General features: G+C 51.3%; 16 protein-coding genes. 10 read left to right on the top strand and 6 right to left on the bottom strand.

Features of this window, described 5'->3' with window-relative positions:
* Nucleotides 1-69: 69 nt before the first annotated feature.
* Entirely contained in the window at nt 70-1,146 is a 1,077-nt protein-coding gene (locus DPRO_RS00225) for a putative nucleotidyltransferase substrate binding domain-containing protein (RefSeq protein WP_232005655.1), read from the bottom strand.
* A gap of 190 nt (nt 1,147-1,336) precedes the next feature.
* Here DPRO_RS00225 and DPRO_RS00220 point away from each other — a divergent pair, with 190 nt between their 5' ends.
* From DPRO_RS00220 to DPRO_RS00210, 3 genes are all read left to right on the top strand, one after another.
* The gene (locus DPRO_RS00220; RefSeq protein WP_097010262.1) at nt 1,337-1,603 is read left to right on the top strand and encodes a sodium/substrate symporter small subunit; all 267 of its coding nucleotides are present in this window, start codon (nt 1,337-1,339) and stop codon (nt 1,601-1,603) included.
* A 1-nt stretch (nt 1,604) separates the two neighbouring features.
* Nucleotides 1,605-3,179: a sodium/solute symporter gene (locus DPRO_RS00215; RefSeq protein WP_097010261.1), complete on the top strand. Its 1,575-nt coding sequence runs from the start codon at nt 1,605-1,607 to the stop codon at nt 3,177-3,179.
* A gap of 174 nt (nt 3,180-3,353) precedes the next feature.
* Nucleotides 3,354-3,692 (top strand): hypothetical protein, encoded by a 339-nt coding sequence (locus DPRO_RS00210; protein WP_097010260.1) that lies wholly within the window; start codon nt 3,354-3,356, stop codon nt 3,690-3,692.
* A gap of 50 nt (nt 3,693-3,742) precedes the next feature.
* Here DPRO_RS00210 and DPRO_RS00205 read toward each other — a convergent pair whose 3' ends face one another.
* From DPRO_RS00205 to DPRO_RS00195, 3 genes are read right to left on the bottom strand one after another with little or no spacing between them, the layout of a single operon-like run.
* On the bottom strand, nt 3,743-4,201 hold the full coding sequence (locus DPRO_RS00205; protein WP_097010259.1) for an MgtC/SapB family protein: 459 nt from the start codon (nt 4,199-4,201) through the stop codon (nt 3,743-3,745).
* Between the two features lie 38 nt (nt 4,202-4,239).
* The gene (locus tag DPRO_RS00200) at nt 4,240-4,422 is read right to left on the bottom strand and encodes a hypothetical protein (protein ID WP_097010258.1); all 183 of its coding nucleotides are present in this window, start codon (nt 4,420-4,422) and stop codon (nt 4,240-4,242) included.
* 39 nt (nt 4,423-4,461) lie between these two features.
* Nucleotides 4,462-4,629 carry a DUF1328 domain-containing protein gene (locus DPRO_RS00195; protein ID WP_097010257.1) on the bottom strand — a complete coding sequence of 56 codons (168 nt, stop codon included), beginning with the start codon at nt 4,627-4,629 and terminating at the stop codon, nt 4,462-4,464.
* A 203-nt stretch (nt 4,630-4,832) separates the two neighbouring features.
* Here DPRO_RS00195 and DPRO_RS00190 point away from each other — a divergent pair, with 203 nt between their 5' ends.
* Nucleotides 4,833-7,355 (top strand): TIGR03960 family B12-binding radical SAM protein, encoded by a 2,523-nt coding sequence (locus DPRO_RS00190; protein WP_097010256.1) that lies wholly within the window; start codon nt 4,833-4,835, stop codon nt 7,353-7,355.
* A gap of 27 nt (nt 7,356-7,382) precedes the next feature.
* Nucleotides 7,383-7,718 carry a hypothetical protein gene (locus DPRO_RS00185; protein ID WP_097010255.1) on the top strand — a complete coding sequence of 112 codons (336 nt, stop codon included), beginning with the start codon at nt 7,383-7,385 and terminating at the stop codon, nt 7,716-7,718.
* Here the strand turns inward: DPRO_RS00185 and DPRO_RS00180 are convergent.
* Both DPRO_RS00180 and DPRO_RS00175 read right to left on the bottom strand, forming a co-directional pair.
* On the bottom strand, nt 7,681-8,748 hold the full coding sequence (locus tag DPRO_RS00180; protein WP_097010254.1) for an IS5 family transposase: 1,068 nt from the start codon (nt 8,746-8,748) through the stop codon (nt 7,681-7,683). The two genes, DPRO_RS00185 and DPRO_RS00180, sit on opposite strands and share 38 nt — an antisense overlap.
* Before the next feature lie 532 nt (nt 8,749-9,280).
* Nucleotides 9,281-10,348 carry an IS5 family transposase gene (locus DPRO_RS00175; RefSeq protein ID WP_097010253.1) on the bottom strand — a complete coding sequence of 356 codons (1,068 nt, stop codon included), beginning with the start codon at nt 10,346-10,348 and terminating at the stop codon, nt 9,281-9,283.
* A gap of 94 nt (nt 10,349-10,442) precedes the next feature.
* Here DPRO_RS00175 and DPRO_RS00170 point away from each other — a divergent pair, with 94 nt between their 5' ends.
* The 5 genes from DPRO_RS00170 to DPRO_RS00150 all read left to right on the top strand — a co-directional run bounded on the left by DPRO_RS00170 (nt 10,443) and on the right by DPRO_RS00150 (nt 15,981).
* Nucleotides 10,443-12,002 (top strand): ABC transporter substrate-binding protein, encoded by a 1,560-nt coding sequence (locus DPRO_RS00170; protein WP_097010252.1) that lies wholly within the window; start codon nt 10,443-10,445, stop codon nt 12,000-12,002.
* Between the two features lie 94 nt (nt 12,003-12,096).
* Complete coding sequence (locus tag DPRO_RS00165) at nt 12,097-13,074, top strand: ABC transporter permease (protein WP_097010251.1); 978 nt, start codon at nt 12,097-12,099, stop codon at nt 13,072-13,074.
* Nucleotides 13,074-13,991: an ABC transporter permease gene (locus DPRO_RS00160; protein ID WP_097010250.1), complete on the top strand. Its 918-nt coding sequence runs from the start codon at nt 13,074-13,076 to the stop codon at nt 13,989-13,991. The genes DPRO_RS00165 and DPRO_RS00160 overlap by 1 nt, the downstream gene beginning before the upstream one ends.
* A 3-nt stretch (nt 13,992-13,994) precedes the next feature.
* The gene (locus DPRO_RS00155; RefSeq protein WP_097010249.1) at nt 13,995-14,969 is read left to right on the top strand and encodes an ABC transporter ATP-binding protein; all 975 of its coding nucleotides are present in this window, start codon (nt 13,995-13,997) and stop codon (nt 14,967-14,969) included.
* 1 nt (nt 14,970) lies between these two features.
* Entirely contained in the window at nt 14,971-15,981 is a 1,011-nt protein-coding gene (locus DPRO_RS00150) for an ABC transporter ATP-binding protein (protein WP_097010248.1), read from the top strand.
* The last annotated feature ends 11 nt before the right edge of the window (nt 15,982-15,992 follow it).

Below are 15,992 nucleotides of genomic sequence, written 5' to 3'. Positions count from 1 at the left end.
ATTACCCCTCGGGAATGGTCACCGTCAAAAAACACTTCGAATTCAATATGATTTGCAAGAACGGAACCACTACAAACCAGCTCCTGCCTGCACAAGCCGAACAAGCTTCTCAACCGTTTGCACCGCTGACTTAAGCTGCATCTTTTCTTCTTTACTCAAACCAACTGGTTTAATGTAGTTATGTGGAGGGAGACCTTCCTTCAAACAATCCAAACCAATGGTCAGCCGTTTTCTCTGCAAATACTCCCAGGCCTGGAGCAACTGCTCACCATGTCGTGCAGTTATGTGTCCTTGAGCTATCAACAGACGCAACCTGTCACAGGTGTTCGCCGGGTGTAAATCATATTTAAGAGCCAGAATTCGCACACAATTCGTCAGGTGAGACAACACGGAATTCTTGATATTCAGAAAGCCGTGCCACGGTCCTTCCTTCTCTGTAATGAAAGCACCATAAAACGTAAGAGGCAGCCGATAATCTGTTAACTCCCGAACAAGGAGCGATAATGCGATAGGCTTGTTTCGGACATACTCCCACAGCCGCTGGCGCAACAATAGGACATCGCGCCCAGGACCGAATACTGAGCGAAAATCCAAAATGAGACCGGACTGCCAATGTCCTTTCTCCACCGGATTGGAGAGCCAGTTCATCAGCCGGTCAATCCATGTCTCGAAATCGCCCCGCCAATCGGCATTACTGACCATTACGCCGCCTTCACACAAAGGAAGGCCAGCTCCATCAAGGGCGATAACTATGGATTGAGTGACGTCTTCAAGTTCATCGGCATCCGGATCAACTTTAAGCAGCAGACCGTTGTCCTGATCAGACCCAAGAACCTGTTCCTCGCGCCCCCCTGATCCAAACTCCATGAACGAGCATTGCCGCAACCACGGGTGGACCTCGGCGTGGAATTCCAGCACCGCCAGTATGACGGCCTGATTAAAGGCAGAGAGGTGCTTACAAATGGATTCTGCGGAAAGCCCTAGATCTAACCAGTCCTCTACGAGGTCCATCCGGGTTCGCCGTATGCCGGCAAGTTTACCGTCACGAGCCATCTCCAACAACTCATGATTAATAGCTGTCGGCTGAGCATACTCCTCTTCATTTTGAGCCCCGGGAGAAGAAAAAACCGTTGATCGCTCGCTCAAAGTGCTCTCCCTGAAACAGGTTGCCACCGCTCACCGCACAAAATGCCCCGTTAACCGAAGCTGCCAACAAGCACCAACCCGCAATCTGTCGAGTTTGACCGTTGGCCGGAAATGCCATGCTTTCTCTTATTTCTTTACTGTAAAAGGACATCAACGGCAATGAAAGCAACCACAAACAAGGGGAGAGACCATGGAACGAATCGACGCAATACGTAAACGCCAACTCAAATTCGCGTTGGGAATAGGTATTCCCTACTTCGCCTTTGTTATTTCCATTTTTCTGGTCGTATACATGGCCAGCCAGTCCATCACTGATGTGGCAATCATGGGGTTTCCCCTCCACTACTGGCTTGTAGCCGTGGCCGTTTACCCTATCACCTGGGCACTGTTCATTTGGTACGTCGGCAAAGCCAATAGAATGGAAGATGAAATCGAAGCCGACATGGGAGGTAAATAATATGGAAGCTGGTTACCAAATACCAATCATGGCCCTCATCCTCATCGGGTGCATGCTGGCCTTCACCATCGTAACGACTTTCATGTTCCGCAGCCAGAAAACGTCTGCCGACTATTATCTGGCCGGACGCAAGGTCAATTCATTCATTAATGCTTCAGCAATTTCGTCGGACTACCTGTCTGCAGCATCGTTCCTGGGTGTTGCTGGTGTCGCCTTTCTTTTCGGGTTTGACGGCATCATTTACGCGCTCGGGTTCTTTGTAGGATACATCGCACTGCTGCTTTTCCTTGCCAGCCCGTTACGTAAATTTGGTCGATACACGGTCCCCGACTTCGTGTCAGAGCGATTCCACTCCAAATGGGCTCGTATTCTTGGCGTAATCGGCGTTCTCTTCATTTCACTTTTTTACATGGCGCCGCAGATGCTGGGAGCCGGAAAAGTCATGGGATTGCTCCTGAATCTTGACTACAAAACCTCCATCATCATCATTGCCTGTATCATCACCTTCTACGTGACTGTCGGTGGCATGAAAGCAACAACGGTCAACCAGCTCGTTCAGTTCTGGATTTTGTTCGGCGCAATGTTCTTGCTCGCTTTCATCCCCTTCATGCTCAAAGGATACACCTACACCGACGTCGTCAACTTCCTTGCCACATTCAAAGGACCGGACCCGATGACCGGCAAAATGTTCGACGGCGCAGCATACACCAGTCCGGCTTACTGGCTGACGAACTTCAAGGACACGATGTCTTTGTTGCTGGCACTGATGTTCGGTACAGCCGGGCTTCCGCACATTCTGGTTCGTTTCTATACGGCTCCAGATGGAAAGGCTGCCCGCAAAACGGTTATCTACGTCCTCCTGCTTATCGGCATGTTCTACATCCTGAGCCCATATGTCGGTCACGTTGTTCGATATACCTACCTGCAAGGAGAGGCGCTTGGTGTATCCCCGCATTTGATGAAATGGTTGGCTGCCAACGGTAAAAACCTTGCCGTACCCGTTGCCGGTTCACACTTCGGCGGACAAGTCCTTCTCGGTATCGTTGTGGCCGGAGCTTTTGCAGCCATTCTGTCCACAGTCGCAGGATTGATCATAGCTTGCTCCGGTGCCATCGGCCATGACCTCGTCGTCAATGTTTTCAAGCCGGACATGCCTGAACACTCTCGTGTCATGGTCGCCCGTTTCTCTTCGGTTCTCGTCGGGCTTCTTGGTATCCCTCTGGGATTCTGGGCTGAATCCATGCAGATCGCCGTCTTGGTCGGGCTTGCATTCGCCATTGCCGCATCCACCTTCTTCCCGGTACTGGTCATGGGAGTCTGGTGGCCGAGGATGACAAAAAATGGAGCCATTGCCGGCCTGGCGACAGGCATTATCGGATCATTCTTCATGATCCTCGGCAAAGACCTGCTTCCCACTTTCCTTCAGTTCAAAAACCCCGGCGGATTTGTCATGATCTTCTCCTTCATCGCCATCTATGCAGCATCAAAGATGGAGTTCAACCAAAAAGGTGAGGCGGCTATCCCCGCAGACACCAATGAAGTCATGGCCGTCCTTCACGGACCGGAAAAGGCATAACAGCACCCGATTCCCCCCACACTATATAGGGCGGGCCTGTTACCTACAGGTCCGCCCTTAACTTTGCTAACAACCACCGATGCACTTATTGTGTCCTGTAATAACAACGCACCTTGACAGCGCGCGTCACCATACCTACTTAATCACCCAACACAAATTTTAAGGAGACAAACCATGAGTCATGATATCAGACTGGTCAAACTCGTTTCCGGCGATATGGTCGTCGGCAAATTCAACGAAGAGGCAAAAGTAATCGAGGAGCCTGCATCCATTCAGGCAATGCCGACTCAGTCCGGCACACAGATGGTTCTGCTGCCCTTCGGCTACCCCTTTGACCAGGAAATGCATGGAGAAATCTCCATGGATAACGTCTTGTTTGAATACAAGACATGCCCTGAAGAATTGAAAACCAAATATATCGAAGCTGCCACCAATATCTCCATGACCAGTGGCGGTCTTGATCTTTCCGGCGGTGGCGAAAGCTCCGGCGGTGGCGGGCTGAACCTCGTCTAACCACCCGTTCAGAAAAACAAAGGGCCGGTTCGCGATGAACCGGCCCTTTTTCATTGATCATCCTGAGCTTCTTTGACTTGCTTTTTCACGCCTCCAACCAATCGTAACGTCACATAGTTGAGCAGACTCAACACAATGGCAATCTCATATTGGTTGAAGGCTACGGCTATACCGATTGCTCCAGTGTTCCATATGCTTGCTGCCGTTGCGGTTCCAATGACCGAGCCACCATCCTTGAGGATTGCGCCTCCGCCGAGAAAACCGATCCCGGTAACAATACCCTGAAACACTTTCGATTCAGCTTCGGTGGAATCCAGCACGGATATTCCTACCAGCATGAACCCACACGTAACAACCGCCACAAGTGGGAATGTTCGCATACCAAAACGCGTGTCACTCTGTTCTCGATTAAACCCAATTGGTAAGGCGAGAACATAGGCTACCAGCAAATGCCGCAAATGCCAGCCGACTCGTGTCCAGTCTATTTCAAACACTTGCAGGAAATCCATGCCGAAACTCCCTAAGCCCCGTCCATCAGGTAGACTGATTAATTGTCCAGTTTATCCTCGATCTTGTCACCAGCATCTTCTATGCTGTCACCAACATCTTCGACGGTCTGGTCAATGGTTTTCCCGGCTTTCTCGGCTGGACCTTCCTGCTCGCATCCCAAGCTGAATCCCAGCATAAGCGTCAAGCAGACTGCAACCAATACATATTTGAGCCAATTCATAATAAACTCCTTTTTTAAACCTACTATTGCTTCAACATACTATAACTTTGGACGACGTCGCCCAAATATTAACGATACGACAAAAGCAATTAAAAAGATAACGAACAGCACCTTTGCTGCACCTGTAGCTGCTGCTGATATACCGCCAAAGCCGAAGATACCTGCAACTATGGCTACGATAAAGAATACTACAGACCAATATAGCATATACACTCCTCTTTTGAGAAAAAAACTATATCTTTTGGCTAATTGTATTACACAATATGCATCCCAAGACAAGTAATAGTTCTCACTGTCGATTCTTTACAGTATGGTTTGGACCACGCAGCAGTAACCACCTACAACTACGCATCATTTATATGATTGTTTTTTTTGTAGACCAAACAGCATTTCCTTTTTAGATTCCCCGCATGAAAGAACTTCTGCCCATTCTCCCCCGTCCCTCCCGCTACCTCGGCAGCGAAAGGGGAACGACAACAAAGTCCCTGTCCGACGTGACAGTTCGATGCGCACTTGCATTCCCCGACATGTACGAAGTCGGCATGTCCTACCTCGGACAGAAAATCCTGTCTGAAGCAGTCAACGCTCATCCAAATTTCTGGGCTGAACGGGTGTTCACTCCATGTGCTGAAACGGCTGAGATCATTCGTGATCACAACCTCCCCTTGGCGACGCTTGAATCCGACACTCCGCTGGGAGATATGGATGCCATCGCATTCAGCATCACTCATGAGCTTTGTTATACAAACATTCTCTACATGCTTGATCTGGCACATATTCCCTTTCGAAGTGCCGACCGCAATGAAGACCACCCGCTGATCATTGGGGGTGGTGGTGCTGCATTCAATGCCGAACCTATGGCTCCTTTCTTTGATGCCTTGGTTCTTGGCGATGGAGAAGATGCGCTCCCGGCTGTCCTTGGGTGTATCGAAAAAGCCAAAGAGGAAGGGTTGGATCGCAAAGCGTTGCTCAAACGACTCATAGAAATACCTGGGATTTACATTCCGGAATTCTTTGAAGGTCAGGGGCCGGGCAAAGCCCTCAAACCTCTGGTTTCCGGATATGAAACAATTGAAAAGGCAGTCATCGATGACTTGAACAAGGCATGCTTCCCCAAGGGACAAGTCATAGCCTTTGACGCAGTACATGATCGCCTGACCATGGAGATAGCCAGGGGATGCACCCGTGGGTGTCGTTTCTGTCAGGCTGGCATGATCTACCGCCCTGTTCGCGAGCGTTCTCTTGAAACAATCGACGAGATACTGACGGATGGGCTGGATCAGACCGGCTACGAAGAGACATCCATGCTCTCGCTTTCCACAGGCGACTTCTCTGCGTTGGATTCCCTGTTCACACGCAGCTTTGATAAATGTGCTGCGGAACAGATTTCCATCTCCCTCCCCTCTCTCAGGGTTGGGTCGCTTTCATCACCGATAATGGAGCGTATTTCGTCCATTCGTCGTACAGGAGCAACTATTGCTCCCGAAGCCGGAAGCCAGCGCCTGCGGGACGTAATCAATAAAGGCGTGGATGAAGAAGGACTGATCGAACATGTCAGGATGCTCTTTGACAACGGCTGGCAGGGAGTAAAACTGTACTTCATGATCGGCCTCCCCACCGAGACAGACGAAGATCTGGACGCCATAGTCAACCTCTGCCTCAAGGTTCGTGATGCTGCGGGGCGTCATATCAAACGCCTGCAGGTTACAGCTGCCGTATCACCATTCGTTCCAAAGCCGCACACCCCGTTCCAGTGGGAACCACAGATTTCTTTTGATGAGATATATCGTCGAATCGGCTACCTGCGTGACCAATTCAAGCGCCACAAGCGAATCAACATGCGTTTCCATGAGCCGGAAATGACCTCACTTGAAGGTGTATTCTCTCGCGGCGACAGACGGCTCGCCGAAGTCGTTGAGCGCGCTTACTCCAAAGGAGCGTTGTTCTCCAGTTGGAAAGATCATCTCAAGCTTGAGCCATACAAAGAAGCAATGGACGAAGCCGGCTTGTCCTGGGATGAGTTTGTCGGACCAAGGGACCCCGAAGGCCCCTTGCCTTGGGACCACTTGTCATGTGGCCTCACGAAGCAGTTCCTCTTGAAGGAGCGTGACCGCGCCCTGTCCGGGAAAATAACCAGCGATTGCCGGTATGCGGCATGCCGCAATTGTGGCGTATGCGAATTCGATGGGCATACTTCCACCCTGGAGAAGCAAGCCAAAGAAAAAGAGATTCGCCCGAGAATGATATTCTCTGAACGGGATCAGGAATCGGAGCAGCCTCCCTACTCTGTTGAGAAGCCGGACCTGACGGTACGAGGTTCCCATTTCAGAATCTGGTACGAAAAGAATGGTCCGGCAGCGTACTTGAGTCAGCTTGAACTCCAAGCGGTATTCGAACGTGCATTTCGACGCGCCCGTTTACCATTGTCCTTTTCCGCTGGTTTTCACCCCATGCCCAAGCTCTCTTTCGGCAAGGCGCTTCCCGTGGGAGTGTCCAGTACTGCCGAATGGATCAACGTCTTCTTCAGAGAAGATTTTGATGCCAGTGACATCGTCAAACGCTTGATTCCGCAAATGCCCAAAGGACTTGCGCCTTTGAAAGCAGATCGACTCTCCATGGGCAAGAAGCAGCCGCAGTCAGTTGAAGAAGTCTTTGAGCTGACCTTTACTGCTGACAATCAAACCCATCAGAAAGAATGGGAACAATTCATGGAGTCCAACGAGTTCATCATTGAGAAACGCACCAAAAAAGGACTCAAGGAAGTGGATATTCGTCCGATCGTCAAGAGCATCGAGCTTCTAGACAACGGCGTAGAAATCGTCATGGATTGGCGGAAGCAATATATGAGTCCGCTGGCACTGGTAAAACATGTCATGAATGACGCTTCGCCTCTTGACTTCGAGCTTACCAAAACAGCCCAACGATTTGATTAATACATCCCCTCACCATTACTTACGGTAATGGTCACCTATCTGATTATTTGGACAGCCCCGGTTTCAACCGGGGCTGTTTTCATTTTTACAATCTTGAACTATTTTAACTGCATCGATTTTCCGCAGCCGCTCCAAACTCAAGAAGAAAGCGAAGTTCGATTCGACATTTCAAATATGTTGAGACCTCTGCGCATCCCCTTTTCGCGTCCGTGCCTTGCGCTCCGCACCCAATTTGATGTTCTGACCGCACCCCAGCTTGGGCTCATTCCCGGCCTTTTCCTGCCATTTCTGGCCGAAATGCCGGATTTTGGACGCACCTCTCCCTTCAGGCTCGCGCCAGTCGAACAGCTTTTTTCAAATTGAACGCCATGGCGAGGATGTGGAACTCTCCCTCCACCTTCTCACGACCCACGTATCGGGACCGAAAGAATGCGTAGCCACGTTTGAGTGTGCCGAAGGCCCGCTCGACTATTTGCCGAATGCTGCTGATGTCACGGTTGCGGGTCTTTTCGAAGTCTGTCAGCCTGCCGCCACGAGGCGTCTTGTCCATGGTTCCGTCCTCCAAATCGCGATCAAACAGAATGTCCCGGTTCTTCCCGCTGCAATAGCCCTTGTCCGCATAAACCCGTGCGCCGGGATCAAGGCCGACGCCATTCACGAGCCGCTCGAATTCGCCCGTGTCCGAATGGTTCGCGGGAGTGATGTGACCACAGAGCAGAAACCCGTCTCGACTGTCCGTCGCGGCATGGAGCTTGTAGCCGTAATAGGCCCGATTTCTCTTGCGGAGCCAGGCCGCCTCCTCGTCATCCGAATAGCTGACCCGGCAGTCCACCGGCCCATCCTGTTCTTCGGCGTCCTCGGAACGGTCCTCAGGCATCACGTCGATAACCTTGCGCGGCCGCCGCTGCGACTCGACTACCGAGGCGTCCACCACGGCTCCCTCACGGACAAGAAGCCCTTGTCCTTCAAGCTGGCGGTTAAGCATGTCGAGCAAGGAGTCCAGCACCTTCAGGCGGATCAAACCGTTACGGAAACGGCATATGGTGGTCTCGTCCGGCACGTCGTCCTCGATGGAAAAACCGGTAAATCTGACAAAGGAGAGCCGGTCGAGCAGCGCCTGCTCCACGCCCGGATCACTCAGGTTGTACCAACGCTGCAAGAGCAGAATCTTGAACATCGCCAGAGGCGGATAGGCGGGATTGCCCACGGCGTTGGCCTTGCGCCTGATCTTCTTGCACAGAAAGGCGTTGATGGGCTGCCAGTCGATGAGTTCGTTGATCTCATCCAGAAATGTGGTCTTGGTTCTGCGGTGCCCCAGGAAGTAATCACCCAACCGAGGTCCTTTCTGCCGAATAGCCATGCCTTCCTCCTTTGGATGGAGAAAGAATAGCATAATAAATCAAATAGTTAAAGAGTAAAAGTGTGGGATTTGCCGTGCAGAGGTCTCATGTTGTGAAAAATTTTCCAAAATGGAAAATCGGCCGGGACCACCTATGTCATCGAATTCACTGGATACCCAGCACATAAAAAGCAAAAAAACAAACAATAACAAACATATGTTTACAATTTGAAAGGTGGTCCACATATGCTTTCGCTAGGTCATTCTTAATAGCACGTGTCTATTGTTAAAATTGAGCGAAAGGTGTATGTAAGGTCAGTTTTGATCTACTCTTTTTTTGCATGGGGTTTCACTATGAATCAACCATGTTTGAAGTACTGGAATAGAGCAAGACACTGGCCCGCAAGGGCTCAAGGAGAGGTATGGAATACACCTGTATCGAGACCTCTGCGCATCCCCTTTTCGCGTCCGTGCCTTGCGCTCCGCACCCAATTTGATGTTCTGACCGCACCCCAGCTTGGGCTCATTCCCGGCCTTTTCCTGCCATTTCTGGCCGAAATGCCGGATTTTGGACGCACCTCTCCCTTCAGGCTCGCGCCAGTCGAACAGCTTTTTTCAAATTGAACGCCATGGCGAGGATGTGGAACTCTCCCTCCACCTTCTCACGACCCACGTATCGGGACCGAAAGAATGCGTAGCCACGTTTGAGTGTGCCGAAGGCCCGCTCGACTATTTGCCGAATGCTGCTGATGTCACGGTTGCGGGTCTTTTCGAAGTCTGTCAGCCTGCCGCCACGAGGCGTCTTGTCCATGGTTCCGTCCTCCAAATCGCGATCAAACAGAATGTCCCGGTTCTTCCCGCTGCAATAGCCCTTGTCCGCATAAACCCGTGCGCCGGGATCAAGGCCGACGCCATTCACGAGCCGCTCGAATTCGCCCGTGTCCGAATGGTTCGCGGGAGTGATGTGACCACAGAGCAGAAACCCGTCTCGACTGTCCGTCGCGGCATGGAGCTTGTAGCCGTAATAGGCCCGATTTCTCTTGCGGAGCCAGGCCGCCTCCTCGTCATCCGAATAGCTGACCCGGCAGTCCACCGGCCCATCCTGTTCTTCGGCGTCCTCGGAACGGTCCTCAGGCATCACGTCGATAACCTTGCGCGGCCGCCGCTGCGACTCGACTACCGAGGCGTCCACCACGGCTCCCTCACGGACAAGAAGCCCTTGTCCTTCAAGCTGGCGGTTAAGCATGTCGAGCAAGGAGTCCAGCACCTTCAGGCGGATCAAACCGTTACGGAAACGGCATATGGTGGTCTCGTCCGGCACGTCGTCCTCGATGGAAAAACCGGTAAATCTGACAAAGGAGAGCCGGTCGAGCAGCGCCTGCTCCACGCCCGGATCACTCAGGTTGTACCAACGCTGCAAGAGCAGAATCTTGAACATCGCCAGAGGCGGATAGGCGGGATTGCCCACGGCGTTGGCCTTGCGCCTGATCTTCTTGCACAGAAAGGCGTTGATGGGCTGCCAGTCGATGAGTTCGTTGATCTCATCCAGAAATGTGGTCTTGGTTCTGCGGTGCCCCAGGAAGTAATCACCCAACCGAGGTCCTTTCTGCCGAATAGCCATGCCTTCCTCCTTTGGATGGAGAAATAATAGCATAATAAATCAAATAGTTAAAGAGTAAAAGTGTGGGATTTGCCGTGCAGAGGTCTCGTATCAGGTGTACAGGACAACTTTATGGAGGAATCCCTTTATGAAAAAATTCACTAGCGTGGTGCTGACACTCGTTGTTACCGCAATGATGTTGGCCACCCCTGCAATGGCAGCTAAAACTCTGAAACTGGCAATGGATGCCGACCCGGTATCCCTTGACCCGCATGTCCAGCTTTCCGGCGGCATGCTGCAGTACTCTCACATGGTTTTCGATCCTCTGGTTCGTTGGACCAAAGATGGCGGCTTCGAGCCTCGTCTGGCCGAGAAATGGGAAGTCGTAGCCGACACCAAGACCCGCTTCTACCTCCGCAAGGGCGTGAAGTTCCACTCCGGTAACGAATTCACTGCCGAAGATGTTGCCTTCACCCTCGATCGCCTGAAAAAGTCCGACGACTTCAAAGGCCTGTTCACTGCCTTTACTGGTGCAGAAGTTGTCGACAAATACACCGTCGATCTAGTTACCAAGGAGCCGTATGGTCTGGTCATGGCAATGGCTACCTACATTTTCCCCATGGACAAAGCTTTCTACAGCGGCATGGATGAAAAGAACAACAAGCCCAAGGACGAAATCATCAAAACTGATTACTCCTTTGCCAACTACAATGAGTCCGGCACCGGTCCTTTCCTTGTTGAATCCCGTGAACAGGGCGTGAAGACTGTATTCAAGCGCTTCACCCAGTACTGGGACAAGAACACCGGCAACATTGATGAGATCATCCTGACCCCGATCAGCGAAGCACCTACCCGCGTAGCTGCCCTGTTGTCCGGCGATGTCGATTTCATCATGCCTGTTCCGCCGAACGACCTGGACCGCATTGAGGAAACCAAAGGTCTGAAGCTGGTCACCATGTCCGGTACCCGCATCATCACCTTCCAACTGAACCAGGAACGCCGCCCCGAATTTGCCAACGTCAAAGTTCGTCAGGCAATGGCTTACGCTTACAACAGCCTCGGCGTTGCCCAGAAAATCATGAAGGGCTTCGCTACTCCTGCTGCCCAGAACTCTCCGAAGGGCTACCAGGGCCACAATCCTGAGCTGAAGCTTCGCTACGACCTGGCCAAGGCCAAAGAGTTGATGAAAGAAGCTGGTTATGCTGACGGTTTCTCCGCCACCATGATCGCTCCCAACAACCGTTACGTAAACGACGAGAAGATCGCCCAGGCTTTCGTGGCCATGATGTCCAAGATCGGCATCAAGATCTCTCTGAAGACCATGCCCAAGGCTCAGTACTGGGATCAGTTCGACGCTCAGGTTGCTGACATCCAAATGATCGGTTGGCACTCTGACACCGAAGACTCCGCCAACTTCTTCGAGTACCTGTACATGTGTCGCGACAAAGAATCCGGCATCGGTCAGTATAACTCCGGTAACTACTGTAATGAAAAAGTGGATAAGCTGACCGTCGCCTCCAACTCCGAGATTGACATGGAAAAGCGTAAAGCCATGCTTCAGGAGATTGAACAGATCCTTTACGATGACGCAGCCTTCATTCCCCTGCACTGGCAGAACCTTTCCTGGGCTTCCAAGGAAAACATGAACACCGAAGACATCGTGAACGTCATGAACTTCCCGTACTTTGGCAATCTCGTCATCAAGTAGAGCTTATTTCTACTAGACAAAAACGTTAAACAAATCTAAAGGGGAACCCCGTATAAATCGGGGTTCCCCTTTAGACCTTATACTTTATAGAAACATGTTTGCATTTACAGTTAAACGAATAGCCCAAGCTCTTTTGGTCATGCTGATCATTTCCATGATCGGATTCTCCATCAAGAATGCCTTTGGTGATCCTGTGCGAGAATTGGTCGGCGAGCGCGTGACCCCCGAGGAACGCGCCGAGATACGAGAGAAGCTAGGACTAAACGATCCGTTTATGGTTCAGTACGGGCGATTTCTCAAAAACGCCGTACAAGGAGACCTAGGCCGCTCCTTCTTCTTCAAAAAACCTGTTACAGAAGTCATCATCTCCAAAGCACCGGCCACGCTTGAGTTGGTTTTCTGTGCTTCCCTCATCGTCATCTGTTTATCCATACCACTAGGCATATACGCCGCAATTCACCCCAAACGACTATTCAGCCGTTTTGTTATGGGAAGTTCCATTGTGGGTGTTTCAATGCCGGTATTTCTGACCGCCATCCTGCTGATCTATATTTTTTCGGTAGAATTGAAATGGCTCCCCTCGTTCGGTAGAGGGGAAACCGTAACCCTGTTTGGGTGGTGGGAAAGTGGATTGCTCACATGGGATGGAATCAAGCATCTCGTCATGCCGTCCATCGCCTTATCTTCCATTATGCTCCCTTTATTCATACGGCTTATCCGTTCAGAAATGATGGAAGTTCTGGAAACCGAGTACGTGAAATTCGCCTGGGCAAAAGGCATCAAGCCTCGCAGAGTCTGGCTGGTTCACGCCTTCAAGAATACCCTCCTGCCCGTCATTACCGTTGGCGGTGTCCAGCTTGGTATCATGGTGGCATTCACCATTCTCACCGAGACCGTTTTCCAGTGGCAGGGAATGGGCTCAATGTTTATTGAATCAGTTGAACGTGCCGACACCGCCCTCATGGTGTCCTACATCGTCGTCGTCGGCTTCATCTTCGTAGTGGTCAACACCATTGTTGACCTGATTTACGGACTGGTCAATCCAACCGTCCGCGTAGCGGGGAGGAAGTAATGCGATCACGTTGGCAACGTTTTAGAGAATCATTCTTCCTGTACTCGTTTCTGCGGGACCCGATGGCATACGTCAGTTTTGCCATTCTGGTCGTTCTTGTCGTCGGCGCTTTTGGTGCACCCATCATAGCCCCTCACGATCCGTACGACCCCACTACAATTGACATCATGGATTCCGAACTGCCGCCCGCATGGTCTGATGAAGGAGACTCTCGATTCCTTCTCGGCACAGACGACATGGGACGCGACATGCTTTCGACAATGCTCTATGGCATGCGTATTTCCATCGTCATCGGTATAGGAGCCGTAGCTCTTCAGGCTTTCCTCGGAATCGTAATCGGATTGCTTTCCGGTTATATCAAACGGTTAGACAACATAATGATGCGCATAGCCGATGTTCAGCTATCATTCTCGACATATATGATAGCCATCTTCATCGGTGCCATTTTCCAAACAGTGTTTGGCGTAGAGAACTATGGGAAGATTGCAGCTCCCCTGCTCATTCTGATCATTGGTCTTGCCGAATGGCCCCAGTATGCGCGTACAGTTCGTGCCTCCGTTCTTGCCGAACGAAAAAAAGAATATGTAGAAGCTGCCCGCATCATCGGTCTTTCAAAAGTTCGTATTATGTGGCGCCACATACTCCCCAACACCCTTTCGCCGGTTCTGGTTATCTCCACTGTCCAGGTGGCAAACGCCATCATGAGTGAGGCTGCACTGTCCTTTATCGGACTCGGCATGCCAATGAACAAACCATCCCTTGGGTCACTTATTACCGCTGGTTTTGAATACATCTTTTCCGGCGCATGGTGGATCACCATCCTGCCAGGCATATTACTTGTCCTGCTGGTTCTCGTGATCAACCTCCTTGGAGACTGGATCCGCGACTTCCTCAACCCAAAACTGTACAAGGGGTAAGCCATGAAAGAAAGACTCCTTGACATCAAAGACCTCAATGTCGATTTCGACCTGCGAGAAAAGAAGCTTCGTGCTGTGCGCGGTGTTTCACTCTCCATCGACAAAGGCGAACGTCTTGGTATTGTGGGCGAATCCGGAGCAGGTAAATCCGTTCTTGGGTTCTCCATCATCAATCTGATTTCCAAACCCGGTAAAATTTCCGGCGGTGAAATAATCTTCAATGGGGACGACATTGCGAAGTACTCCTATGAAGATATGCGAAAGATTCGCGGAAATCATATTTCCATGATCTTTCAGGATCCGATGATGACGCTCAACCCCGTCCTGACTATCGGCACACAGATGAAAGAAACCGTGCTGGCGCATATGGACGTGTCGGAGCAGGAAGCCGAAGCTATCTGTCTCGACAAACTCAAAAAAGTATATATCCCCTCCCCTGAAAAACGACTCAAGCAGTACCCGCATGAGTTCTCCGGGGGCATGAGACAACGTATTGTCATCGCCATATCGCTGCTGACGAACCCGCAGTTGATCATTGCTGATGAACCCACAACAGCCCTGGATGTCACCATTCAGGCAGAGATCATGGAACTGCTCCTTGAGCTCTGTGAAACGGATAACATGGGGCTGCTTCTCATCACCCATGATCTGGCCGTTGTCTCGGAAGTAACGCAACGTATTGCTGTTCTTTATGCAGGAAAGGTCGTGGAAATCGGCCCGACTTCCGAAATCATCAGCAATCCGCAGCACCCTTACACACAGGGATTGCTCCAGGCCCTGCCGCAAATGGCAGGCAACAGCAATCGACTGAACCAGATTCCCGGCATGATGCCGTCCTTGTTCGCCATGCCTTCGGGCTGTCCGTTCGAGCCTCGCTGCCTTGCCAAGTTGGAAAAGTGTAAACACGATATCCCGACGCTCAGGGAATTAGAAAATGGTGCTGAAGTTGCTTGCTTCGCTCGTGAAGGAGACAAGTAATATGAGCAGCAGTATTCTCGAAATAAAAGGCATCAATAAGCACTTTGACATCTCTGGCAGCTTTCTTGATCAGCTCAGCCTGGAAGGTGGGAAAATCACTCGCAAGCAGTCCATTGTCAAAGCGGTTAACAATGTCACTTTTAATGTGGAGCCTGGTGAAACACTCAGTGTTGTCGGTGAGTCCGGCTGTGGTAAATCCACCCTTGCCCGTACGGTGATGGGTCTGTATCCGCCGAACAAAGGCGAGATTCTCTACCGCGGCAAACGGATTGACAACCTCTCTTCCAGCCAGATGAAACCGTACCGTACCAAGATGCAGATGGTCTTTCAGGACCCGTATGCATCCCTGAACCCACGAATGGCTGTTCGTGAGATTCTTGAAGAGCCGGTCAAGTTCCACAATCCCAAAATGACAAGAGCAGAAGTCAAGGACCGGGTTGCCGAGGTCATGTTGCAAGTTGGTGTCGATCCTCGATGGGCGTCAAACTTCCCGCATGAGTTCTCCGGTGGACAGCGTCAGCGCATCTCCATTGCCCGCGCTCTCGTCCTTGATCCAGAGTTCATCGCAGCCGACGAGCCAATCGCAGCGCTTGATGTTTCCATTCAGGCGCAGATTCTCAACCTGTTGATGGATGCTCAGGAACAACGGGGACTGACCTACCTCTTTATCAGCCATGATCTGAGTGTTGTGGAACACATATCAAGCCGTGTCGCAGTTATGTACCTCGGCTGTGTTTGTGAGCTGGCAACGGCCAAGGAGCTGTTCACCAGCCCCAAACACCCCTACACTCAGGCGCTGATGTCTGCGATCCCCCGACTGGGAGGACAAGCTGGAGGCCACACCAAGCTCTCCGGCGATGTACCGACCCCTATCAACCTTCCCAGTGGATGCGTCTTTAACGGACGCTGCCCTCATGCCAATGAGCGATGCACTCAGGAAGTTCCAGCCCAGCGCACGCTGGACAATGGGACAATTGTCGCATGCCATGGCGTTGAGGAAGGACGAGTTTAATACTCAGATCG

The sequence above is a fragment of the Pseudodesulfovibrio profundus genome, from assembly GCF_900217235.1.
Classification (GTDB): Bacteria; Desulfobacterota; Desulfovibrionia; order Desulfovibrionales; family Desulfovibrionaceae; genus Pseudodesulfovibrio; species Pseudodesulfovibrio profundus.
This window is presented reverse-complemented; position numbering and strand designations above follow the sequence as displayed.